Here is a 20,178-nt window from a genome sequence, read left to right as displayed (position 1 = left end):
AGACGTGACAATGAAAGCCCTCATTCCCTTGCTTTGCCTGATCGCTTTACCCGTTTGGGCGCAGGACGTTCCGGCCGGATGGGCTGTGTTTCCTGCGGACAAGACCTACTCGGAACTGGTCGATGCAACCAAGGTTGCGATCAAGGACAACGGGCTGATTGTGGTGACGCAGGCTGGACCCACCAAGGCAGCTGCGGCGCGCGGGATCACCATTCCGGGTAACATGGTGATTGGCGCGTTCAACAACGATTACGCCGTAAGGGTGCTGGAAACCTCTACCAATGCGATGATCGAAGCACCGATCCGTTTCTATGTCACCGAGAACGAGGACGGAACCGCAACCCTGTCTTACAAGACCCCCAGTTTCGTGTTTGACCCTTACATGGCGGAAGGCGGGCAAGTCTTGCAGGACATTGCCGCGGAACTGGATAAAACTTTTCAATCCGTCGCTGAAGACGCAGTCAAATAGTCACACTGACGTGATCCGCCTTGCGTCTGGTGGCGTCCTCCGCAATCTGCTTCGAAACGGTTATCTCGGAGCATGACTGATGCAGGACCCCACGCCGCGCGCCGCCGATCTTCTGGCCCAACGCCTGTACGAAGCTGGGTGCCGCCACGCCTTTGGAATGCCGGGGGGTGAGGTGCTGACACTGGTGGATGCGCTTGAAAAGGCAGGCATCACTTTTCATCTGACAAAACATGAAAACTCGGCCGGATTCATGGCCGAGGCCGTGCATCACCGCGACGGCGCGCCTGCGATTCTGGTTGCCACTTTGGGTCCGGGCGCGATGAACGGCATCAACGTGGTGGCCAATGCGTTGCAGGACCGTGTTCCGATGATCGTTCTGACCGGTTGTGTCGATGCGGACGAAGCGCTGACCTATACTCATCAGGTCATGGATCACAGCCAGGTTTACCGTTCCATCACCAAGGGCACGTTCACACTGACGGCCAAGGGCGCGGATATCATCGCAGACAAGGCGGTGTCACTGGCCACACAGCCGCGACCGGGCCCGGTCCATATCGATGTTCCGATCTCGGTCGCCGATACGCCAGTGACTGGTGTGAAACGCCGCCGTCTGGCCAAGGTCGCGCCTGTCAGTCCCAATGGTGAATGCCTTGAAAAAGCCCGGCGCTGGGTGGCTGAGGCCGAGCGCCCCATCGCCATTATCGGTCTCGATGTCCTCTATGACGACTCGCGCAGTGTGGTGCAGGCGTTTTTGGAACATTTCGGAATTCCATTTGTGACCACCTACAAGGCCAAGGGTGTTGTTCCCGAAGATCACCCTTTGTGTCTGGGCGGCGCTGGCCTGTCGCCATTGGCAGACAAGCACCTTGTCCCATTGGTCGAACACGCCGATCTGGTGCTGTGTCTGGGGTATGACCCGATCGAAATGCGCCCCGGCTGGCGCGAAATCTGGGACCCCGAAGAAAAGCGCGTCATCGACATATCAGCGGTGATCAATGACCACTACATGCATCAGGCGGGTCTTAATCTGGTGGCTGACACGGGCGAGACGCTGGAGGCCATTGCCAAGGGAAACCCTGCCCGCACGACCTGGCCGGGTGGTGAGCCCCCACAGGTCAAAACCGCACTGGCACAGGCCTTTCCCACCGATGAGGAATGGGGACCCGCAGCGGTCATCGCCGAAACGCGCGCTACTCTGCCCCCCGAAACGCTGGCAACCGCCGACAGCGGCGCGCATCGCATTCTGCTGAGCCAGATGTGGGAATGCAGCGAAGAACGTGGGCTGATCCAATCCTCGGCGCTCTGCACCATGGGCTGCGCTGTTCCAATGGCCATTGGTCTAAAACTGGCCGCGCCTGACCGCCCGGTGATCAGCTTTTCGGGTGATGCCGGGTTTCTGATGGTCGCCGGTGAATTGTCGACGGCGGCCGAAATGGGTGGCAATTCGATCTTTCTTGTCTTCGTAGATGCCAGCCTTGCCCTTATCGAGTTGAAACAGCGGCAGCGGCAGATGGGCAAGAATGGCGTGGATTTCGGCCACCATGACTTCGCTGCCATGGGCCGTGCATTTGGTGGGAACGGCTACACTGTCCGCAACCGGGCAGAGTTGCGTGCAGCACTTGAAGCTGCTGTAAAGGCCGAGACATTTACCGTCATCGCCGCTGAAATCGACCGTGGAGGATACGATGGCCGCATCTGAGGGCCCGCTGAAGGGCGTCAAGGTTCTAGACCTCAGCCGTATTTTGGCCGGGCCGACCTGCACGCAGTTGCTGGGTGATCTGGGCGCAAGCGTCATCAAGATCGAAAACCCTGCCACCGGGGGCGACGACACGCGGCAATGGGGTCCGCCCTATGTGACCAATGCCGACGGCAACCGCTCGGACCTGAGCGCCTATTTCATGTCAGCGAACCGAAACAAGAAATCCGTGGCACTGGATATCGCGACTGAGAAAGGTCAGGCGGAAATCCGGCGGCTGGCCGCGCACGCGGATATTCTGATCGAAAATTTCAAACCTGGCGGTCTGGCTAAATATGGACTGGATTATGCCACCCTGTCACAGGACTTCCCCAACCTCGTTTACTGCTCGATCTCGGGTTACGGCCAAACCGGACCAAATGCCAGCAAGCCAGGCTATGACCTGATGGCGCAAGGCTATGGAGGGATCATGTCCCTGACCGGCGACCCGGAAGGCGCGCCAATGAAAGTGGGGGTCGGAATCGCTGATGTGATGTGCGGAATGTATGCAAGCGTTGGCATTTTGGCCGCGCTGCGCCACCGCGACCTGACCGGTGAAGGCCAGCAGGTCGATCTGGCACTTGTTGATTCTCAGATCGCATGGCTGATCAACGAGGGCGTCAATTACCTGACTTCTGGCAACGTTCCGCAGCGCCGTGGAAACGGGCACCCCAACATCGTGCCTTATGACGTCTACGAGACATCCGATGGGCATGTCATTCTGGCGGTTGGAAATGATGGCCAGTTCAGAAAGCTGTGCGGTTTCCTGAGACAATCCGAACTTGCCGACGACCCCAGATTCGTGACCAACCCGGCGCGACTGGAACACCGTGATGCGCTAAACGCCATTCTTCGGCCCGCTGTCCAAGGTCTGGATACACGATCAGTAATTTCCGGTCTTGAAGCCGTGAAAGTGCCCGTAGGACCGGTCCAGACGCTGGATCAGGTTTTTGATACGGAACAGGTGGCAGCACGAAAAATGCAGATTTCGATGCAGGCCCAGCCCGGTGTGGTGAACCTGATCGGGAATCCCCTGAACCTGTCACGTACGCCTGTAACATATCGCAGCGCGCCACCCACCTGCGGGGCGGACACTGACTGGGTATTAAACGCTGAAAACCCGTTCGACGATTGAAACACTTGCACAACTAGGCGGCAAGTTGCTGAAACATGCCTTTGAATCGGCGGATTTTTTCGACTTTTTCACACACGACATTTCACCAATTCGAGAGCGGGGTCGATACTGATACGCCGCTCTCGCACACTCTGTTACATCAAACAGTGTCAAATACCGCAATCAGATTGGACCCAAGTATGAAACAAGACGTTTTTGGACAGATGAACACCTTGGCGCAGCCGGAAGCTGTCGAAGCCTGGAATGGTGTTCTGCTTGGGTTCATGGCACATGCCGCGGTTACGCCCCAACATCTGGGCAAAGTGTTGGAGCTTGAGCCCGATTTTGCTTTGGGCCATGCCGTTAAAGGCCTGTTCATGGCCCTTCTCGGTCGACGAGAGATGATGGCGGTTGCGGTCGAGGCTTTGGCAGCAGCCAATGCTGCGATGAAACGGCAGCCCGTCTCGACGCGCGAGCGGCTGTTTGTCGATGCATTGGGGCTGTATCTGGCGGGCCAACTGACACAGGCGGTGCAAAAGTTCGAAGCGGTCCTGCGCGACCATCCGCAGGATACGTTGGCGATGAAACTCAGCCATGCGACCCGTTTCGTTCTGGGGGATCCGAATGGAATGCGCCGCTCGATCGAACGGGTGATGCCTGCTTACGAACCCGATCACCCCGGTCGGGGCTATCTGCTGGGCTGCCATTCCTTCGCGCTGGAAGAAACCGGAGCCTATGAAAAGGCCGAAATCGCGGGACGTCAGGCGCTTTGGATGGTGTCCGACGATGCCTGGGGTCTGCACGCGGTGGCCCATGTCCATGAAATGACCGGCAACGCGCAGTTGGGCCTTGACTGGCTGGCCGGGCGCGAGGCTGCCTGGGCCCATTGCAACAACTTCCGCTATCACGTCTGGTGGCACAAGGCCCTGATGCATCTGGATCTGGGTCAGGTCGATCAGGTGATGGACCTGTATGACAACCACGTCCGCAAGGACAAAACCGACGATTACCGCGACATCTCGAACGGCACTTCGCTGCTGATGCGGCTTGAATTAGAAGGCGTAAATGTTGGAAATCGCTGGGAAGAACTGGCTGACCTGAGTGCCGCGCGCACCGAAGACGGCTGCCTGATCTTCGCCGATCTGCATTACCTTTTGGCACTGACAGGCGACAATCGCGTCGACGCCACAGCCAAAATGCTGAACCGCATGAGCAAGGATGCAGCGCGTGCCAATGACGACACCACCCGCCGTATGGCTGATCCCGGTGTCGCGGCCGCCATGGGCCTTGAAGCCTTTGGTGACGGCCATTATGGCACGGCATTTGATCACCTGTTGGCAGCGCGCGGTTCAATGCAACTGGCTGGTGGCAGTCACGCGCAACGTGATGTATTTGAACGCATTACCATCGATTCCGGGCTTCGGGCCGGTCGTCTTGATGCGGTTGAACGCATTCTGGATGACCGTCGCGCCAAGCGCGCCGGGGGTGAAGACAATTATGCCATCGCGCGCCGCGCCCTGATTGATGCGGCACGCGACGGCGGAGACATGCAAAGCGTCCCCGCCGAATAACAAGACGACCAAGAAGGACAGAGACCGTATGGCGACCATATCGCCCGCTGCTGATTTTGCACCCGTCGCAGCCCCGGCTGCGGCCCCCGCCCGCACGCGTGACCCGCGACTGGATTTCTATCGCGGCATCGCGATGTTCATCATCCTGATCGCCCACATTCCCAATGATCCTTGGGCGAATTGGATCCCGGCGCGCTTTGGGTATTCGGACGCAACCGAGATTTTCGTGTTCTGTTCGGGCATGGCCTCGGCCATCGCCTTTGGCGGGGCGTTCCTGTACAAGGGCTGGTGGATGGGCACGGCCCGAGTGGCCTATCGCATCTGGCAGGTTTATTGGGCCCATATTGCCCTGTTCTTCTTTGTCGCCATGACAATGGCAGCGCTGGACCTAACCGGCGCGTTCGGGAAAACCTATGTCTCGTCCCTGAACCTTCAGCATTTCTTCAATGATCCCGCCCCGCAGATGGTGGGGATCTTTACCCTGACTTATGTACCGAACTACTTTGACATCCTTCCGATGTATCTGGTGGTACTGGCGCTGATGCCGCTCTACATCGCGCTGTACCGTGTCAGTTTCTGGCTGATGGCGGCTGCATCTGTGACCATCTGGTGCATCACTCAGACCGGCGCGCTGGCCCTTCCGGCCGAGCCGTGGTCGGATCGGCAATGGTTTTTCAACCCGTTTGGCTGGCAATTGCTGTTCTTCACCGGATTTGCCTTGATGCGCGGATGGATTCCCGCTCCACCAGTATCGAAATCTCTGGTCTGGGCGGCTGCCTTGTTCCTGATCCTGTCAGCTCCGTTTGGGTCTTGGAAGGTCTTCCTCTGGGTTAACAGCGCTGCGCCTGAGTTGGGCGCTGCGATCCGAAAGATCTGGCCACTGACCGACGAATTGCGCGACAAGACCGAGTTTGGCGCGCTGCGATATGTCCATTTTCTGTCACTGGCCTATCTGGGCTGGGTCGCGGCTGGCGAACATGGTCACCGCCTGATTGCGACGGGCCACAGCATGGGTGCGCGCGTCTGGCAATTCCTGCTGACGGTCATCACCAAAGTCGGTCAGCAATCCCTTGCGGTGTTTGTATTTTCCATGGCAGCAGCACGACTTATCGGCGTTGCCCTCGATCAGACTGGGCGGGATGTTGCCACCGTCTTTGTCGCCAACATAATTGGCTTTGCCATGATCATCGGCGTGGCCTATCTGGCAGCTTGGTTCAAGTCTCAACCCTGGAAATTGAAGAGATGAATTTCACCCGTCGCGCATTCCTAGTCTCGACGACTGCCTTGGCCTTTGCCCCATCGGCCTATGCGACCGGGGGCGCAGTCCCCTTTGACCGCGACCACGTGATCGAACTGGCCCGCGAACTGGCCAGCCGCCCCTATGCGGAACGCGAAATGGTTCCACAAGAATGGCAGGATCTGACTTACGAACAATATCGCTCGATCCGTTTTCGACTGGACCGGGCGTTGTGGTACGAAACCGAAACGCCATTCAACGTCGATTTCTTCACACCGGGCCTGTATTTCCCCCGGACCGTCAAGGTGGAAACGGTCGAAAATGGCATGACAACACCAGTCGATTTCGATCTGGGGATGTTCGACAAATCCGAAGATGTGCCGCAATTGCCCATCGACGAGACTCTGGGCTTTTCAGGCCTGCGGCTGCGGACCGAGATGCACCGACCCGGCAAGACGGATGAGTTCTGCGTCTGGCAGGGTGCCAGCTATTTCCGCGCTATTGGTCTGGACGAGGTCTACGGTTTGTCGGCACGCGGTCTCGCCCTGAAAACAGGCGACCCGGATGGCGAGGAATTTCCTGAGTTCATCCGTTTCTGGCTGGAGCGCCCCAAGCCCGGCCAACGGAATATGGTCGTACATGCGCTGATGGACAGTCCCAGCGTGACTGGGGCCTATCGCTTCAATGTCACGGCGGGGGCGGATTGCATTATCGACGTCAAGGCCACGCTGTTTCCCCGCGAAGACCTGCCTCATGTAGGTATCGCGCCGGGCACCTCGATGTTTCTGTTCGACCAGACCAACCACAGCCGGTTCGACGATTTCCGTCCGGCCGTCCATGACAGCGACGGGCTGTTGATCCGCAATGGCGCGGGCGAGGTGTTGTGGCGTCCACTGGCAAACCCGGCCCGCCTGCAAATATCGTCTTTCGTTGACGAGAACCCGCGCGGCTTCGGGCTGATGCAGCGCAAGCGCGAGTTTTCGGACTATGCCGACCTTGAGGCGAATTATCACAAGCGCCCGGGCCTGTGGGTCGAGCCTCGGGATGACTGGGGCAAAGGCACCGTTACACTGGTCGAGATACCGGCCGATCAGGAAATCTATGACAACATCGTCGCCTATTGGCGTCCGGCAGAGCCCTATGCGGCAGGCAGTCGGGTTGACCTGTCCTATCGTCTGATCTGGGGTGAGGAGCCTCAGCGCACTCCGATGCCACGGGTGACCAACACCGCCATGGGCGAAAACACCTTCGGTGAGGGGCGTTTGGCCGTCATCGATTTCGAAGGCAGCGATTTGTTCGATGATATCGAGGCGATCAGTGTCTTCGTGGATTCCCCTCATGCTGTAACCTCGGACGGTGTTCTGCAACGCAACCCGGATACGGGTGGGTTGCGTCTTGCGTTTTCATTCCAGCCAGATGGGCGCGATCATGTCGAGTTGCGCGCGCAACTGCTGAAAGACAAACAGCCTGCCTCTGAGGTGTGGCTTTACCGATGGACCATATGAACCGCGGTCTGCATATCATGCCGCCCGAGGCACCTCTGGCGATGCCCACGCAGAATTTCAGCGTTGGGTTCCACGATGCTGATGCCCCGTCGGGCACAGACACGGGCGCGACTGGATTTTGGCGCGCGCTTGCGTTTTCACCGGCGATGGTAGCGACATTGGGCCTGCTTTGGATCATGAGCGACTGGTTCAGCGCCCAGGGGATCAATCTGATCGAGGGCATCCTGTTGGCGCTTATCTCGTTCAACTTCTTCTGGATTTCGTTCACGGTCTGCACCGTTCTGCTGGGTATGGTTTCGCTGTCGAGACAGGATCGTCCGCAGCGCAAACGCACAGCACAGCCCCTGCGCGTTGCCCTTTTGACACCGGTATACAACGAAGTGCCATGGAACGTGCTGGGCAACGCCCGCACCATGCTTGAAGATTTGCAGGCACGCGGTGGGCAGCATCACTATGCCATGTTCATCCTGTCCGACACACGCGACCCTGAAATCGCGGCACAGGAACAAGCCAGCGTCGAAGCCCTGCGCACCACGCTCGCCCCGGGGCTGGAGTTGTATTACCGCCGCCGCGAGCAGAACACCGACCGCAAGGTGGGTAACATCGCCGACTGGGTCAGTCGCTGGGGCGCAGACTGGGACGCGATGCTGGTTCTGGATGCGGACAGCCTTATGACCGGTCGCGCCATACATCGGCTGACCGATGCGCTGGCGCGTGATCCCGGTGCCGGGCTGATCCAGAGCTATCCGCAACTGATCGGCGCGCAATCGGTTTTTGCCCGTATGCAACAATTCGCCAATGGGGTCTATGGCATCGCCTTTGCCGAAGGGTTGGCGCGCTGGTGCGGACAAGAGGGTAATTATTGGGGCCACAACGCCATAATCCGCACCAAGGCTTTCGCCACCAGTGCCGGACTGCCCAAGCTGCGTGCGTTCAACGGTCAGGACAAGCTGATCATGAGCCACGATTTCGTCGAGGCTGGATTGCTGCGCCGTGCCGGATGGGCGGTGCGGTTCCTGCCGCGCATTCGGGGATCTTACGAGGAAACGCCCCCCACACTGATCGATCATGCGTTGCGGGATCGGCGTTGGTGCCAGGGCAATCTGCAACACCTGAAACTGTTGGGCTCGACTGGATTCCGGGCCGTCTCGCGTTTTCACATGTTCCACGGTGCCGTTGGCTATTTGATGTCACCTTTGTGGTTTGCGCTGCTTTTGATGTGGGCACTGATCGGTCAGGGCAAAGACGCTTCTGTCCTGCATTACTTCAGCCCCGATAATCCGCTGTTCCCGCAATGGCCGGAAATGTCGGAAACCCGGCACGTTCTGATCATTCTTGTGATGTATGCAATGCTGCTGGCACCCAAGGTGCTGGGAGTTCTGGCTTTGCCGCTAAGCGGTGTACGCTATTCCGAATTCGGAGGCGGCCTCAAGTTCCTGACCTCGTTTCTGGCCGAGGTCATTCTGTCGATCCTGTATTCGCCGATCCTGATGGTGCAACAGATGATCGCCGTTTTCCGGACGGCGCTTGGCATTCAGCGGGGCTGGTCGCCGCAAGCACGCGACGGTGGCAGTTACGGATTACGCACACTGCTTCTGTGTCATGCATTGGAAACAGTCAGTGGCATCGCCTTGAGTGTTGGTATCCTGTCCGGGCTGGTCTCGATCTGGTTGGCTCCGATTGCCATCAGTCTCGCCCTGGCCATCCCGCTATCGGCACTCAGCGGTGTTTCGGCCGGTGCCGCACGCCGGATGGTCGGGATGCGCGAGGATTTCCGCGAACCTGCCATCACCCGGTCGGCCCGCCGTTACCGGGCCGAGCTGAAGCAACTGGTTGAAGGCAAGATCAAGATGGCGCCGGCAGAGTGATCAACTGCCGGGAAGCCCTTCGTACCAATCCACGACCATATCGGCCCAACCGGCTGGAACTGTATGACCGCCCGGGAACAAGGCGAACTCCAGCGCGCTGCCTTTGGCACAGGTGGTCCAGCGGCGACGCATGAAATTCCCCGTTGTGCTAAAGCCGGCCGGTTTGTGATCGACGCAGCCATTTGCCGCGCGCCAGATTTCGAGCCCGGCATAGATATCGCCCTGCTGAAACCGGCCCCCGCCCAGTACGCGCCCCTCAAGCGGAACTACGTTGTCCGTCCAGCCATGGGTATGTAACATCCGGATCGGACCCTTGCAGGTTTCTGGGTGTGGCCGCCAGAATCCTCCGGACACCGGAACATATGCCGAAAATGTCCCGGGTGACTTGCAGGCGAGATAGTTGACCATAAAGCCACCAGCCGAAAACCCGCCCAGCATGACCCGATCCGCATTGATTCCGAACCGGTTTTCCGCGTCCTGAACCACTTCGGACAGAAAGGTGGTTTCATCCCGTTCGCCAAATCCAGGGATAAAATTCCAGCTTTTTCTGCCACCCCGGTTGGGCCTTTCCGAACCTTCAGGTGCCATCACTGCATAACCGCGCGCCAACAGAGGTTCGACCATCCCGCGATTTCGCATCGTTCCCGATCCACTGCCGCCATATCCGTGCAGAAACACCACCAATGGCGGGTTTTCCGCATCGGGCAGTTCGATATGGTACGCGCCCAAGGAGGTTTCGCAAATTTCCCCCTGATCAGCGCAACCCGCCAGGGCCAACTGCGCGGTGAAGGCAAATACTGCTGCCAGGCCGATTTCCCTGATCATCCCGCATCCTCATTGTATTTGCGGACCGGTAAACCGGCTCTTACCCATCCCGGCCCGGCCGCCGAGCCCAACATACCCTCGGGTACGTCGATGATATTTGTGAATCCGGCTTCAATCAAACGATTGCTGAGGCGCGCGGACCGCACCCCTCGGGCGCAAATCAGCGCCACGGGCGCAGCCTGATCACCGCCGGTCATTTGTGTCAGAACGTCAACGAAATCCTCGCGGCGCAAGTCCAGCGGTACCGCGCCCTCGCCAATTCCCGAGGCGCGCCACTCGCGCGGTGTGCGGATATCAACCAGCAGAACGCGCCCGTCCACTGCCTGCTCATGGGCGTCGGCCACGCTGATGCGACTGCCGTTGTGATCTTCGGGGATCAGCCTGTATTGCCTGATCGCAAACCCGGCAGCAATCGCGGCACCGACGCCAATCACTACCCACCGTCGGGATCGGTTCATTTTTTCGGCCACACCTCAGCCTCCTGTTCGCTGGTGCTGTTTCTATCACAACCAAACAGCAGGTTGCGCGGTGAAAGACAGCTCGCAGATCAAGATCGCGTCATTAATGCGCTGCGCCGCCAATACCTTGGTGATCCATTTCAGCTCGTTAAAAAGTTGCCATCTCTGGACAGTCGGCAAAATATCCTTACAAAATTGACCTCACCCTGACCGCCCAGACCGGAGTATCGCACTTGTCCCTATTCCTTATCGCGGCCCTTCCCTTCCTTGGTGCTGTATTTCCCGCACTGCTGATCCGCGCGGGCCGAAACGCTGCCGCATCCGCAGCCGGGTTGACCACATTTCTGGCCCTGATGGGGCTGCTGATCCACATCCCTTCGGTCATGCGCGGAGACGTCGTGACTGCCCGGTTTGACTGGATACCGAGGTTGGGCCTGAACGCGAATTTCATGCTGGACGGGCTGGGATTTCTTTTCGCCTTGCTGATCCTCGGCATTGGATTGCTCATCATTCTCTACGCACGGTTTTACCTGTCGCGCGAAGACCCGATGGGGCAGTTCTATACCTACCTGCTGCTATTTCAGGGGGCGATGGTTGGTATTGTCCTGTCCGACAATATCCTACTTTTGATTGTTTTCTGGGAACTTACATCGCTCAGCTCATTCCTGCTGATCGGCTATTGGAAACACCTGCCCGATGGCCGTCAGGGCGCGCGCATGGCTTTGGCCGTCACCGGCTCGGGCGGGTTGGCGATGATCGCCGGGATGCTGATCCTCGGCAATATCGTTGGATCCTATGACCTGAGTGTCATTTTGCAGAACAAGGAGCTGATCCAGGCGTCCCCCTACTACCTGCCAGCGTTGATCCTGATCCTGCTGGGCGCCTTCACCAAGTCGGCACAGTTCCCGTTTCACTTCTGGCTGCCCCACGCAATGGCCGCGCCGACGCCGGTGTCTGCCTATCTGCACTCGGCCACCATGGTGAAAGCCGGTCTGTTCCTGATGGCGCGGATGTGGCCTGTTCTGGCAGGAACAGATGCGTGGTTCTACATCGTGGCCACGACTGGTCTGATCACCATGCTGCTGGGTGCGGTCATCGCGCTGTTCAAGGATGATCTAAAGGCGTTGCTGGCCTTTTCGACTGTATCCCATCTGGGCCTGATCACCATGCTATTGGGCTTTGGCACTAAAATTGCCGCCGTGGCCGCCATTTTCCACATAATCAACCATGCGACCTTCAAGGCCGCCCTGTTCATGACCGCCGGGATCGTGGATCACGAAACCGGCACGCGGAACCTGAAACGGCTGGGGGGTCTGCGTCACCTGATGCCGATCACCTTCACCATCGGCACCATCGCGGCCCTGTCCATGGCGGGCCTGCCGCCGCTGAACGGCTTTTTGTCGAAAGAGATGATGCTGGAAGAGACCGTTCACACCACTTGGTTGCATTCACATTATCTGGTTCCGGGGCTGGCACTTTTGGCAGCGCTGTTCTCGGCCGCTTATTCTTTCCGCTTCGTCAGCCATGTTTTCCTTGGACCCAAGCGAGAAGACTATCCCAGCCATCCGCATGACCCGCCTGTCGGGCTGTGGCTGGCGCCCGCACTGCTGGTTGTACTGGTCGTCCTGATCGGTCTGAATTCCGCCGCGATCGTTGGCCCCCTGATCGCCGTGGTTTCCAGCGCGGTGATAGGCGGCGAGAAGCTGCCGTATTACTCGCTCAAACTGTGGCATGGCTTCACGCCCGCACTTTACATGTCGGTTGTTGCGACATTGGGCGGCCTTTTCCTGCTGGCGCTGCACAAACGCGGCGAGCAGGTCTGGAATGCCCTGCCCCGGCCCGAGGCCAAGGTAGTCTTTGAGGCTATCATCGACGCGCTGACCAGATTAAGCCGCTGGATCACCGATGAAATGCATAACGGTGTTCTCAGCCGCTATGCGATCATCTTCGTCGCTTTCACCGTGGGCCTTGGTTATTACGCCTATTCGACAGGAACCATCGGCTTGGAAACCCGCGTTCCGCTGCCAGCGCAGATCATTCCGATGATCGGCTGGATTTGTCTGGTGGGCGCAACGCTTGGTATCATGTGGTTCCACCGGAACCGCCTGTTGTCGCTGGTGTTGATCGGCGTCGTGGGCCTGATCGTTTCCATCGCGTTCAACTATCTTTCCGCTCCGGACCTTGCCCTGACGCAAATCTCGGTCGAGGTGGTAACGATGATCTTGTTGCTGCTGTCGCTGAACTTCCTGCCGACCGAGACGCCATGGGACAGCAGCGCAGCGCGGCGATGGCGGGATGCCGCGATTTCCGTCGTTGCCGGTCTTGGCACCGGCGCGCTGGTCTACGCGATGATGATGCGCGATTTTGCATTTCCAACGATTTCAGAGTTCCATCTGGCCAATTCCTATAAGGGCGGTGGCGGCACCAATGTGGTCAACGTGATCCTGGTCGACTTCCGGGGTTTTGATACGTTTGGAGAGATCATCGTGCTGGGCATTGCCGCGCTGATTATCTTTGCGCTGACGGAATCCGTGCTAAGCACCAATGTCCGCAGTTACCTGCTGAATCGCAAACCGCACTGGCCGCAGTCTGGTGATTCACACCCGCTGATGATGGTTGTGGCGACCCGCGTGATGATGCCGATTGCGCTGATGGTCGGAGCCTATATTTTCTTCCGTGGGCACAACCAGCCCGGCGGCGGATTTATCGCTGGGCTGATCGTCGCCATCGCCTATCTGATGCAATACATGGCCAGCGGCTATACTTGGGCGATTGAGCGGCAGCGGTTTTATTACCACGGCACCATTGGCTGGGGCGTGCTGATCGCCGCTGCCACGGGGCTGGGGGCCTGGTTCAATGAACGCCCCTTCCTGACCAGTGATTTTGGCTATCTCCACTGGCCCCCGCTTGAGGAATTCGAATGGGCCACCGCCATGCTGTTTGACACGGGCGTGTTCCTTGCGGTTCTGGGTGCGGTCATGCTGGCACTCGACAGCCTGTCCCGCTTTGCGTGGCAGCCCGGAATGGCACAGGAATTCCCGATGGATATCAATCCCCTGCGGGACTCTCCACCGGAACAAGAACAAGAGAAGGAGCAGGCCTGATGGAAGCGCTCGTAGCCTCTGCCGTCGGTATATTGACCGCTGCCGGAATATTCCTGATCCTGCGCCGCCGGACGTTTCCGGTCATTCTGGGCCTGTCGCTGATCACTTACGCGGTCAACGTGTTCCTGTTCGCGACCGGGCGTCTTGCGCTGAACGCCCCCCCGGTTCTGAACAAATACAAGGACGTCGCTTACACCGATCCTCTGCCACAGGCGCTGGTGCTGACCGCAATTGTGATTTCCTTTGGAATGACCGCGGTGATCGTGATGATCTCGCTCAGCGCGTACCTGTCCTCCAAGGATGACCATATCGACATGACAGCGCAGGACAGCGTGGACGCAGCAGGAGAAGACGCATGAACCACTGGATCGTTGCGCCGATCGTCCTGCCCGCGATCCTGGCTCCGTTTAGCATCATGGTCCTGCGATACCATCTGGATCTGCAGCGCATCTTTTCGGTCGCCGGTGTTGTGGCCTTGCTTGGGATTGCGCTGACAATCACAGCGCAGGCTTCGGGCGGAGATATTCAGGTTTACGAGCTTGGAAACTGGCCCGCCCCGTTTGGCATTGTCATGGTGCTGGATCGAATGTCAGCTATGATGGTTTTGCTGACAGCTCTGCTTGCCTTGCCGATTGTGCTTTATGCCATTGCAACAGGCTGGGATGATCGGGGCAAACACTTCCACGCCCTGTTCCATTTTCAGCTTATGGGTGTCTGCGGCGCATTCCTGACCGGAGATGCCTTTAACCTTTTCGTGTTTTTCGAAGTTCTGCTGATCGCCTCTTATGGCCTGATGACCCATGGTGGCGGTGCGGTGCGATTGAAGGCGGGTGTGCAATATGTGGCTTACAACCTGTTGGGATCGACTTTGTTCCTGTTTGCGTTGGGCACGATCTATGGCGTGACCGGGACACTGAACATGGCGGATATCGCCATAAGGGTTGCCGAAATCCCGACCGAGGATACGGCATTGTTGCGGGTTGGCGCAGTCCTTTTGTTGCTGGTCTTTTGCATCAAGGCCGCCGTTCTGCCCCTGCATTTCTGGCTACCTGCCAGCTATGCCAATGCGCCAATGCCCGTCGCGGCCCTGTTTGCAATCATGACCAAGGTCGGGGCTTACTCGATTCTGCGGATGTTCACATTGGCCTTTGGCCCCGATGTCGCAGCGACAGAAGGTCTGGTGGGTGAGTGGTTGCAACCTGCTGCACTTGTCACTTTGGCTGTCGGGGCTATCGGCATTCTGGGGTCAAAACATATCGCCCGCATGGTGGCGTTCTGCGCGATTGCATCCATGGGCACCCTGTTGATCGCGATCTCGCAATTTACGCCTGATGCGACAGCCGCGGCGCTGTACTATGTGTTCCATTCGACGCTGGCGACAGCCCTGCTGTTCCTGGTTGCCGATCTGGTGATGGCGCGGCGCGGCGGGGCCATCGCACCAACGCCACCCATGCCGCAAAGCGGGCTGGTGTCTGCACTGTTCTTCGTGGGGGCGATTGCGATGGCGGGAATGCCGCCCTTGTCCGGCTTTATAGGCAAGCTGCTTGTGCTGGACGCCTCGCGCGATGCTTCGGATGCCACGGCGGTCTGGGCCGTGATTCTGATCAGCTCATTCGTCACAATAATTGGCTTGGCCCGAGCCGGAACTTTGATTTTCTGGAAAAGCTACGACACTCAGGCTGTTCCGATAGCTGAACCAGCGGAAAATGAAGCTGCCCCCGCACCGGTCGCACCTGAACCAAAACCCGGTCTGGCCTTTACTGCCGTGTTTGGCGCCGTAGCCGGCCTGATCCTGCTGACATTGTTCGCGGGCCCAGCGCTGGAATATACAAGCCAAACCGCAGACCAGCTGTTTACGCCTGCAAACTACATCTCTGCTGTATTGGGAGGGGCCGAGTGATGAAACTACTGCACCGGATATTTCCGCACCCACACCTGACCATTCTATTAACGATCGTCTGGATCCTGCTGGCGAACAAGCCGTCACTGAATTCTCTGGTCTTTGGCCTGATCCTCGGGATCATCATTCCCTTTGTCACACAACCTTACTGGCCCGACCGGCCCAAGCTGCGCAACTGGCCCATGGTCGCCGAATACATGATCGTCGTGCTATGGGATATTGTCGTTGCAAATATTACGGTGGCCCGGATCGTTCTGTTCAAACGCAATGAAGACCGGCGGCCCAACTGGGTTAGCATTCCGCTGGAGCTTCGGACACCCGAAGCCATAACCGTGCTGGCCGGGACCATCACGATGACGCCCGGCACCGTCAGTTGCGACCTGTCAGCACAGGGGCACAATCTGCTGGTTCATTGCCTGGACGCGCCGAACCCAGATCAGGTGCGCGACGAAATCAAGCAGCGCTATGAACGTCGCCTGAAGGAGATTTTCGAATGATCGAATACGCAATCTACTTTGCATTTGCCTGTTTCGGCGCGGCGATCATGATGTGTCTGTGGCGGATCATCACCGCGGATGGCGTTGGGACCCGGGTTCTGGCTCTGGATACAATGGTCATCAATACGATTGCCCTGATGATCCTTTATGGCCTGTCGAAAGGGACCGAGATTTTCTTTGAAGCGGCCATGATCATCGCGATGCTGGGTTTCGTCTCGACCGTGGCATATGCGCGCTTCATGCTGCGCGGCAACATCATCGAATGAGGGTGATATGACATTCATTGCAGAGCTGCTGATCGCCGTTTTCCTTATAATCTCGGGTGTTTTCGGGTTTGTCGGGTCCTTCGGCATGATCAAGCTGAATGACCCTATGTCCCGCCTTCACGCACCGACCAAGGCGACAACTTTAGGCGTGGGTGGGGTGTTGCTGGCTTCGATCACCCATTCCGTTCTGCTGGAAGGCAAACTGTCGCTGCACGAGCTTCTGATCACGCTGTTTTTATTCCTGACGGCTCCGATCACGGCCCTGTTCATTGCAAAATGGCATATTCACCGTCATGAACTGCCCAGCGACCTGCCCGATGCTGGCGAGGATGAGCTTTGGGCCACCCACGCTGTCGAGCAGGTCGAGGATGTTCCGGACCACAGCGCGAATTAACACAAATGCACACATCTCCGCTGCCCCTGACCCGTGATCTGGTTTTAATTGGCGGCGGCCACACCCATGCTCTGCTGCTGCGCAAATGGGGAATGAGCCCTTTGCCCGGCGCGCGGGTAACCGTGATCAACCCCAGCCCCACCGCTCCCTATTCCGGGATGTTGCCCGGATATGTCGCCGGACATTACGACCGGTGGGAGCTGGATATCGATCTTGTCAGACTGGCCCGTTTCGCAGGTGCGCGGGTGATCTTGGGCACGGTCAATGGCATCGATACCGAAACACACGAAGTGCATGTCCTCGGGCATCCTCCGGTAGGCTTCGACGTGGCTTCGGTCAATGTAGGGATCACGTCGGACATGCCCGCCTTGCCAGGCTTTGCGGAACATGCAGTGCCAGCCAAGCCGCTGGGACCTTTTGCTGCGAAATGGGCCGAGTATCTAAAGGGTCAAGGCCCGGCCTCGGTCGCTGTGATCGGTGGCGGCGTCGCGGGCGTCGAACTGGTCATGGCGATGGCACATGCGTTGAAGGCCAGGGGGCGGGCGGCACAGATTACCCTGATCGATAGGGCCTCGGCCCTGACTGCAACCAAACCCAAGGCGGCGGCAACAATCCGGATTGCAATGCATGACCTTGGTGTGGAGGTGATTGAAAACGCGGTGATCACCCGGATCGGGCAGGATCACGTGGAACTACAGGACGGGCGCACAATTCCGGCTGGTTTCGTGACCGGTGCCGCCGGAGCCCGCGCCTATGACTGGATCGCAAACACAGGGCTTGACCTTCAGGACGGACACATCCGAGTGAACGGCTACCTGCAATCCAGTGATCCGGCTGTGTTTGCCGCCGGGGATTGCGCCCATCTTACGGACAACCCCAGACCGAAGGCTGGTGTCTATGCGGTGCGCGAAGCGCCGGTTTTGTACGATAATCTTCGCGCAGCGCTCGGCGCGGGACAGATGCGAAAATACACACCGCAAAAAGATTATCTCAAACTGATCTCACTGGGTGGCAAGTCAGCACTGGCCGAGCGTTTGGGAACATCGTTCAGCGGCCCGTTGATGTGGACATGGAAGAACCATATCGACCAGACCTTTATGAACAAGTTTCGCGACCTGCCGCAAATGACACCGCCCGCCCTGCCACGCGACCGGGCAGCCGGGCTTGATGAGGTTTTGGGTGAAAAGCCCATGTGCGGCGGATGTGGAGCAAAGGTCGGGCGCGACGCATTGCAACTCGCCCTGAAATCCCTCCCCGCCCTTACTCGTACCGACATCACCGCCCTACCCGGCGACGATGCCGCGCTTTTGCAAACAGGCGGGGCGCAGCAAGTCATGACGTCCGACCACCTGCGGGCTTTCACCAACGATCCCGCACTTATGACGCGGATCGCTGCCGTTCACGCTCTGGGGGATATCTGGGCCATGGGGGCCGCACCTCAGGCGGCCACGGCAACAATCATCCTGCCGCGCATGTCTGCCGCCCTGCAAAGCCGCACAATGTCCGAAATCATGTCGGTCGCGAGTGACGTCATGCGGGCTGCGGGCGCGGAAATCGTGGGCGGGCACAGCTCAATGGGCGATGAGATGACTGTCGGTTTCACGCTGACTGGCCTGTGCAAGTCTACCCCGATTACATTGGCGGGTGGTCAGCCGGGGGATCGCCTGATCCTGACCAAGCCCTTGGGAAGCGGTGTTCTGATGGCGGCGGAAATGGCTGGTCTTGCCGAAGGGGCCTGGGTCGCGGCAGCCTACAAACATATGACACAGCCCCAGGGCGATGCAGCCCGCATTTTGGCCAACGCCCATGCGATGACCGACGTGACCGGGTTTGGTCTGGCCGGGCATCTGCAAGGCATCTGCGACGCATCGCATTGCGGCGCTACGCTTGAACTGGACGCGGTAAAGGTGATGGACGGCGCGCTTGCGCTGACGGATCAGGGGGTCCGGTCAACGATTTTTGCCGACAACAACGCGATTGCGCCCGATCTTCCGTCCGGGGGCAAGGCGGCGCTGCTTTTTGACCCGCAAACAGCCGGGGGTTTGCTGGCCGCCGTGAATGCGAAGGACGCCGAAACCCTTCTGCAAGATCTTCTGGACGCGGGATATACGGCAATGATCATTGGCCAGCTGACCGACACACCGGGTTTGCGCCTTCAAAGCTGATCCAGAAGGCTTTCAATTTGCGCGGCCGCGTTGCTCAGCCCCGTGTTGTCCAAAGTTTCCACATCAAAACTGGCCAATACCTGCACCGGGCGGGATTGCCGGGATTTGGTGTATGCGGGATCATAATGCTGTTCCATCAAGGCCCGTGTCAGCGCCTGTTTTTGACCCGCATCAATCAATCGCAGCCATCCGTCCACGACCTCATGCCCGCGATGGAACCGCAGCGGTGATAACCGGTCCCGCAATCGGTCACTGTCAGACAGAATGTCGTCATAAGCCCGAACCAAGTAGGCAGAACGGGCTTCAATTGAAGCCGTAATGTTCACACGCGGAGCCTTGCACAACGCGTTCCAAAGGCTGGGCGGCAGGATCAAGCTGCCAATTTTGGATGATTCCGCTTCGACCACGACTGAACGCGCCGGATCCATTGAACACAGCGCAGCGGACAGGGCAGATTCAAACCCCTTCTGACTGGGCTGCCCCCCTGGCCTTTCGCCCAGCAAGGACCCGCGATGGTTGGCCAGCGCTTCAAGGTCCAGAATCTGTACGCCTCGTGCGTGCAACAGAGCCAAAAGATCGGTCTTTGCGGTGCCCGTGTAGCCATCCAGTGCGATCAGCCGATGTGGCAAGGGATCATCGTACAAATAAGCGTTCACCAATCGACGGTAGGTACGATAGCCGCCGTCTACCACTTCGGCGCGCCAGCCAATTTGCTGCAACATCCATGTGAATGATCCGGAACGCTGTCCACCGCGCCAGCAATAGACCAAGGGGCGCCACGCTCCGTCATGATGGCTGAGGTGGTGTTCGATGTGATTGGCTGCATTGCGGAATACCATAGCAGCACCCAGCTTGCGCGCCAGAAAGGGGCTGTCCTGTACATAAATGGTTCCGACCCGGGCGCGTTCCTCGTTGTTCAGCACAGGCAGGTTTATTGCACCCGGCAGATGATCTTCGGCAAACTCGGCAGGGCTGCGAACGTCGATCACGGTATCATACCTGTGCGCGTAAAGTTGGGTCAGGTCAGGAAATTTCAGAGCCATGCCGAAGGTCTAGCTTGCCGCGTTTCC

Annotated in this window: 17 protein-coding genes; 14 read left to right on the top strand and 3 right to left on the bottom strand. The window is 58.6% G+C overall.

Annotated elements, in window-relative coordinates; translation table 11 throughout:
* Positions 1-10 precede the first annotated feature (10 nt).
* The 7 genes from ACR0DS_RS03735 (at position 11) to mdoH (ending at position 9,499) form a co-directional block, all read left to right on the top strand.
* Positions 11-469, top strand: coding sequence for a DUF302 domain-containing protein (locus ACR0DS_RS03735; protein ID WP_480558281.1), 459 nt, complete (start codon positions 11-13; stop codon positions 467-469).
* 79 nt (positions 470-548) lie between these two features.
* Positions 549-2,168, top strand: a complete 1,620-nt coding sequence (locus ACR0DS_RS03730; RefSeq protein WP_480558283.1) for a thiamine pyrophosphate-binding protein — start codon at positions 549-551, stop codon at positions 2,166-2,168.
* Complete coding sequence (locus ACR0DS_RS03725) at positions 2,155-3,339, top strand: CaiB/BaiF CoA transferase family protein (RefSeq protein WP_480558285.1); 1,185 nt, start codon at positions 2,155-2,157, stop codon at positions 3,337-3,339. Before ACR0DS_RS03730 ends, ACR0DS_RS03725 begins: the two co-directional genes overlap by 14 nt.
* A gap of 179 nt (positions 3,340-3,518) precedes the next feature.
* Positions 3,519-4,889, top strand: coding sequence for a tetratricopeptide repeat protein (locus ACR0DS_RS03720; protein WP_480484238.1), 1,371 nt, complete (start codon positions 3,519-3,521; stop codon positions 4,887-4,889).
* 28 nt (positions 4,890-4,917) lie between these two features.
* The gene (locus tag ACR0DS_RS03715) at positions 4,918-6,135 is read left to right on the top strand and encodes an OpgC family protein (RefSeq protein ID WP_480558286.1); all 1,218 of its coding nucleotides are present in this window, start codon (positions 4,918-4,920) and stop codon (positions 6,133-6,135) included.
* Positions 6,132-7,631 carry an OpgD/OpgG family glucan biosynthesis protein gene (locus tag ACR0DS_RS03710; RefSeq protein ID WP_480484240.1) on the top strand — a complete coding sequence of 500 codons (1,500 nt, stop codon included), beginning with the start codon at positions 6,132-6,134 and terminating at the stop codon, positions 7,629-7,631. Before ACR0DS_RS03715 ends, ACR0DS_RS03710 begins: the two co-directional genes overlap by 4 nt.
* The gene (mdoH, locus tag ACR0DS_RS03705; RefSeq protein WP_480558344.1) at positions 7,628-9,499 is read left to right on the top strand and encodes a glucans biosynthesis glucosyltransferase MdoH; all 1,872 of its coding nucleotides are present in this window, start codon (positions 7,628-7,630) and stop codon (positions 9,497-9,499) included. The genes ACR0DS_RS03710 and mdoH overlap by 4 nt, the downstream gene beginning before the upstream one ends.
* On the opposite strand, the gene ACR0DS_RS03700 is transcribed toward mdoH, so the two are convergent.
* Both ACR0DS_RS03700 and ACR0DS_RS03695 read right to left on the bottom strand, forming a co-directional pair.
* Positions 9,500-10,324: a CE1 family esterase gene (locus tag ACR0DS_RS03700; protein WP_480558288.1), complete on the bottom strand. Its 825-nt coding sequence runs from the start codon at positions 10,322-10,324 to the stop codon at positions 9,500-9,502.
* Positions 10,321-10,782 (bottom strand): rhodanese-like domain-containing protein, encoded by a 462-nt coding sequence (locus tag ACR0DS_RS03695; RefSeq protein WP_480476795.1) that lies wholly within the window; start codon positions 10,780-10,782, stop codon positions 10,321-10,323. The genes ACR0DS_RS03700 and ACR0DS_RS03695 overlap by 4 nt, the downstream gene beginning before the upstream one ends.
* A 233-nt stretch (positions 10,783-11,015) precedes the next feature.
* On the opposite strand from ACR0DS_RS03695, the gene ACR0DS_RS03690 reads away from it, so the two are divergent.
* The 7 genes from ACR0DS_RS03690 to selD are packed head-to-tail and all read left to right on the top strand — an operon-like array spanning position 11,016 to position 19,108.
* Positions 11,016-13,886, top strand: a complete 2,871-nt coding sequence (locus ACR0DS_RS03690; protein WP_480558290.1) for a monovalent cation/H+ antiporter subunit A — start codon at positions 11,016-11,018, stop codon at positions 13,884-13,886.
* Positions 13,886-14,245, top strand: a complete 360-nt coding sequence (locus ACR0DS_RS03685; RefSeq protein ID WP_209503290.1) for a Na+/H+ antiporter subunit C — start codon at positions 13,886-13,888, stop codon at positions 14,243-14,245. Before ACR0DS_RS03690 ends, ACR0DS_RS03685 begins: the two co-directional genes overlap by 1 nt.
* Positions 14,242-15,786 (top strand): monovalent cation/H+ antiporter subunit D, encoded by a 1,545-nt coding sequence (locus ACR0DS_RS03680; protein ID WP_480485183.1) that lies wholly within the window; start codon positions 14,242-14,244, stop codon positions 15,784-15,786. Before ACR0DS_RS03685 ends, ACR0DS_RS03680 begins: the two co-directional genes overlap by 4 nt.
* On the top strand, positions 15,786-16,283 hold the full coding sequence (locus ACR0DS_RS03675) for a Na+/H+ antiporter subunit E (RefSeq protein ID WP_267365959.1): 498 nt from the start codon (positions 15,786-15,788) through the stop codon (positions 16,281-16,283). Before ACR0DS_RS03680 ends, ACR0DS_RS03675 begins: the two co-directional genes overlap by 1 nt.
* Positions 16,280-16,549 carry a K+/H+ antiporter subunit F gene (locus tag ACR0DS_RS03670; RefSeq protein WP_209503286.1) on the top strand — a complete coding sequence of 90 codons (270 nt, stop codon included), beginning with the start codon at positions 16,280-16,282 and terminating at the stop codon, positions 16,547-16,549. The genes ACR0DS_RS03675 and ACR0DS_RS03670 overlap by 4 nt, the downstream gene beginning before the upstream one ends.
* Before the next feature lie 7 nt (positions 16,550-16,556).
* Positions 16,557-16,943 (top strand): Na+/H+ antiporter subunit G, encoded by a 387-nt coding sequence (locus tag ACR0DS_RS03665; protein ID WP_209597047.1) that lies wholly within the window; start codon positions 16,557-16,559, stop codon positions 16,941-16,943.
* A 5-nt stretch (positions 16,944-16,948) separates the two neighbouring features.
* The gene (gene selD / locus ACR0DS_RS03660; protein WP_480558292.1) at positions 16,949-19,108 is read left to right on the top strand and encodes a selenide, water dikinase SelD; all 2,160 of its coding nucleotides are present in this window, start codon (positions 16,949-16,951) and stop codon (positions 19,106-19,108) included.
* On the opposite strand, the gene mnmH is transcribed toward selD, so the two are convergent.
* The gene (mnmH, locus tag ACR0DS_RS03655; protein ID WP_480558294.1) at positions 19,099-20,151 is read right to left on the bottom strand and encodes a tRNA 2-selenouridine(34) synthase MnmH; all 1,053 of its coding nucleotides are present in this window, start codon (positions 20,149-20,151) and stop codon (positions 19,099-19,101) included. The two genes, selD and mnmH, sit on opposite strands and share 10 nt — an antisense overlap.
* Positions 20,152-20,178 lie beyond the last annotated feature (27 nt).

It is taken from the genome of Ruegeria sp. AF5, assembly GCF_056541905.1.
Note: the sequence above shows the minus strand (reverse complement) of the source record. Positions and strands in the feature narration are given on the sequence as shown.

Bases quoted from the DNA above. Each gene is read 5' to 3' on its own strand.
- ACR0DS_RS03735 (WP_480558281.1), top strand. From the start codon at position 11: ATGAAAGCCCTCATTCCCTTGCTTTGCCTGATCGCTTTACCCGTTTGG.
- ACR0DS_RS03730 (WP_480558283.1), top strand. From the start codon at position 549: ATGCAGGACCCCACGCCGCGCGCCGCCGATCTTCTGGCCCAACGCCTG.
- ACR0DS_RS03725 (WP_480558285.1), top strand. From the start codon at position 2,155: ATGGCCGCATCTGAGGGCCCGCTGAAGGGCGTCAAGGTTCTAGACCTC.
- ACR0DS_RS03720 (WP_480484238.1), top strand. From the start codon at position 3,519: ATGAAACAAGACGTTTTTGGACAGATGAACACCTTGGCGCAGCCGGAA.
- ACR0DS_RS03715 (WP_480558286.1), top strand. From the start codon at position 4,918: ATGGCGACCATATCGCCCGCTGCTGATTTTGCACCCGTCGCAGCCCCG.
- ACR0DS_RS03710 (WP_480484240.1), top strand. From the start codon at position 6,132: ATGAATTTCACCCGTCGCGCATTCCTAGTCTCGACGACTGCCTTGGCC.
- mdoH (WP_480558344.1), top strand. From the start codon at position 7,628: ATGAACCGCGGTCTGCATATCATGCCGCCCGAGGCACCTCTGGCGATG.
- ACR0DS_RS03700 (WP_480558288.1), bottom strand. From the start codon at position 10,324: ATGATCAGGGAAATCGGCCTGGCAGCAGTATTTGCCTTCACCGCGCAG.
- ACR0DS_RS03695 (WP_480476795.1), bottom strand. From the start codon at position 10,782: ATGAACCGATCCCGACGGTGGGTAGTGATTGGCGTCGGTGCCGCGATT.
- ACR0DS_RS03685 (WP_209503290.1), top strand. From the start codon at position 13,886: ATGGAAGCGCTCGTAGCCTCTGCCGTCGGTATATTGACCGCTGCCGGA.
- ACR0DS_RS03680 (WP_480485183.1), top strand. From the start codon at position 14,242: ATGAACCACTGGATCGTTGCGCCGATCGTCCTGCCCGCGATCCTGGCT.
- ACR0DS_RS03675 (WP_267365959.1), top strand. From the start codon at position 15,786: ATGAAACTACTGCACCGGATATTTCCGCACCCACACCTGACCATTCTA.
- ACR0DS_RS03670 (WP_209503286.1), top strand. From the start codon at position 16,280: ATGATCGAATACGCAATCTACTTTGCATTTGCCTGTTTCGGCGCGGCG.
- ACR0DS_RS03665 (WP_209597047.1), top strand. From the start codon at position 16,557: ATGACATTCATTGCAGAGCTGCTGATCGCCGTTTTCCTTATAATCTCG.
- selD (WP_480558292.1), top strand. From the start codon at position 16,949: ATGCACACATCTCCGCTGCCCCTGACCCGTGATCTGGTTTTAATTGGC.
- mnmH (WP_480558294.1), bottom strand. From the start codon at position 20,151: ATGGCTCTGAAATTTCCTGACCTGACCCAACTTTACGCGCACAGGTAT.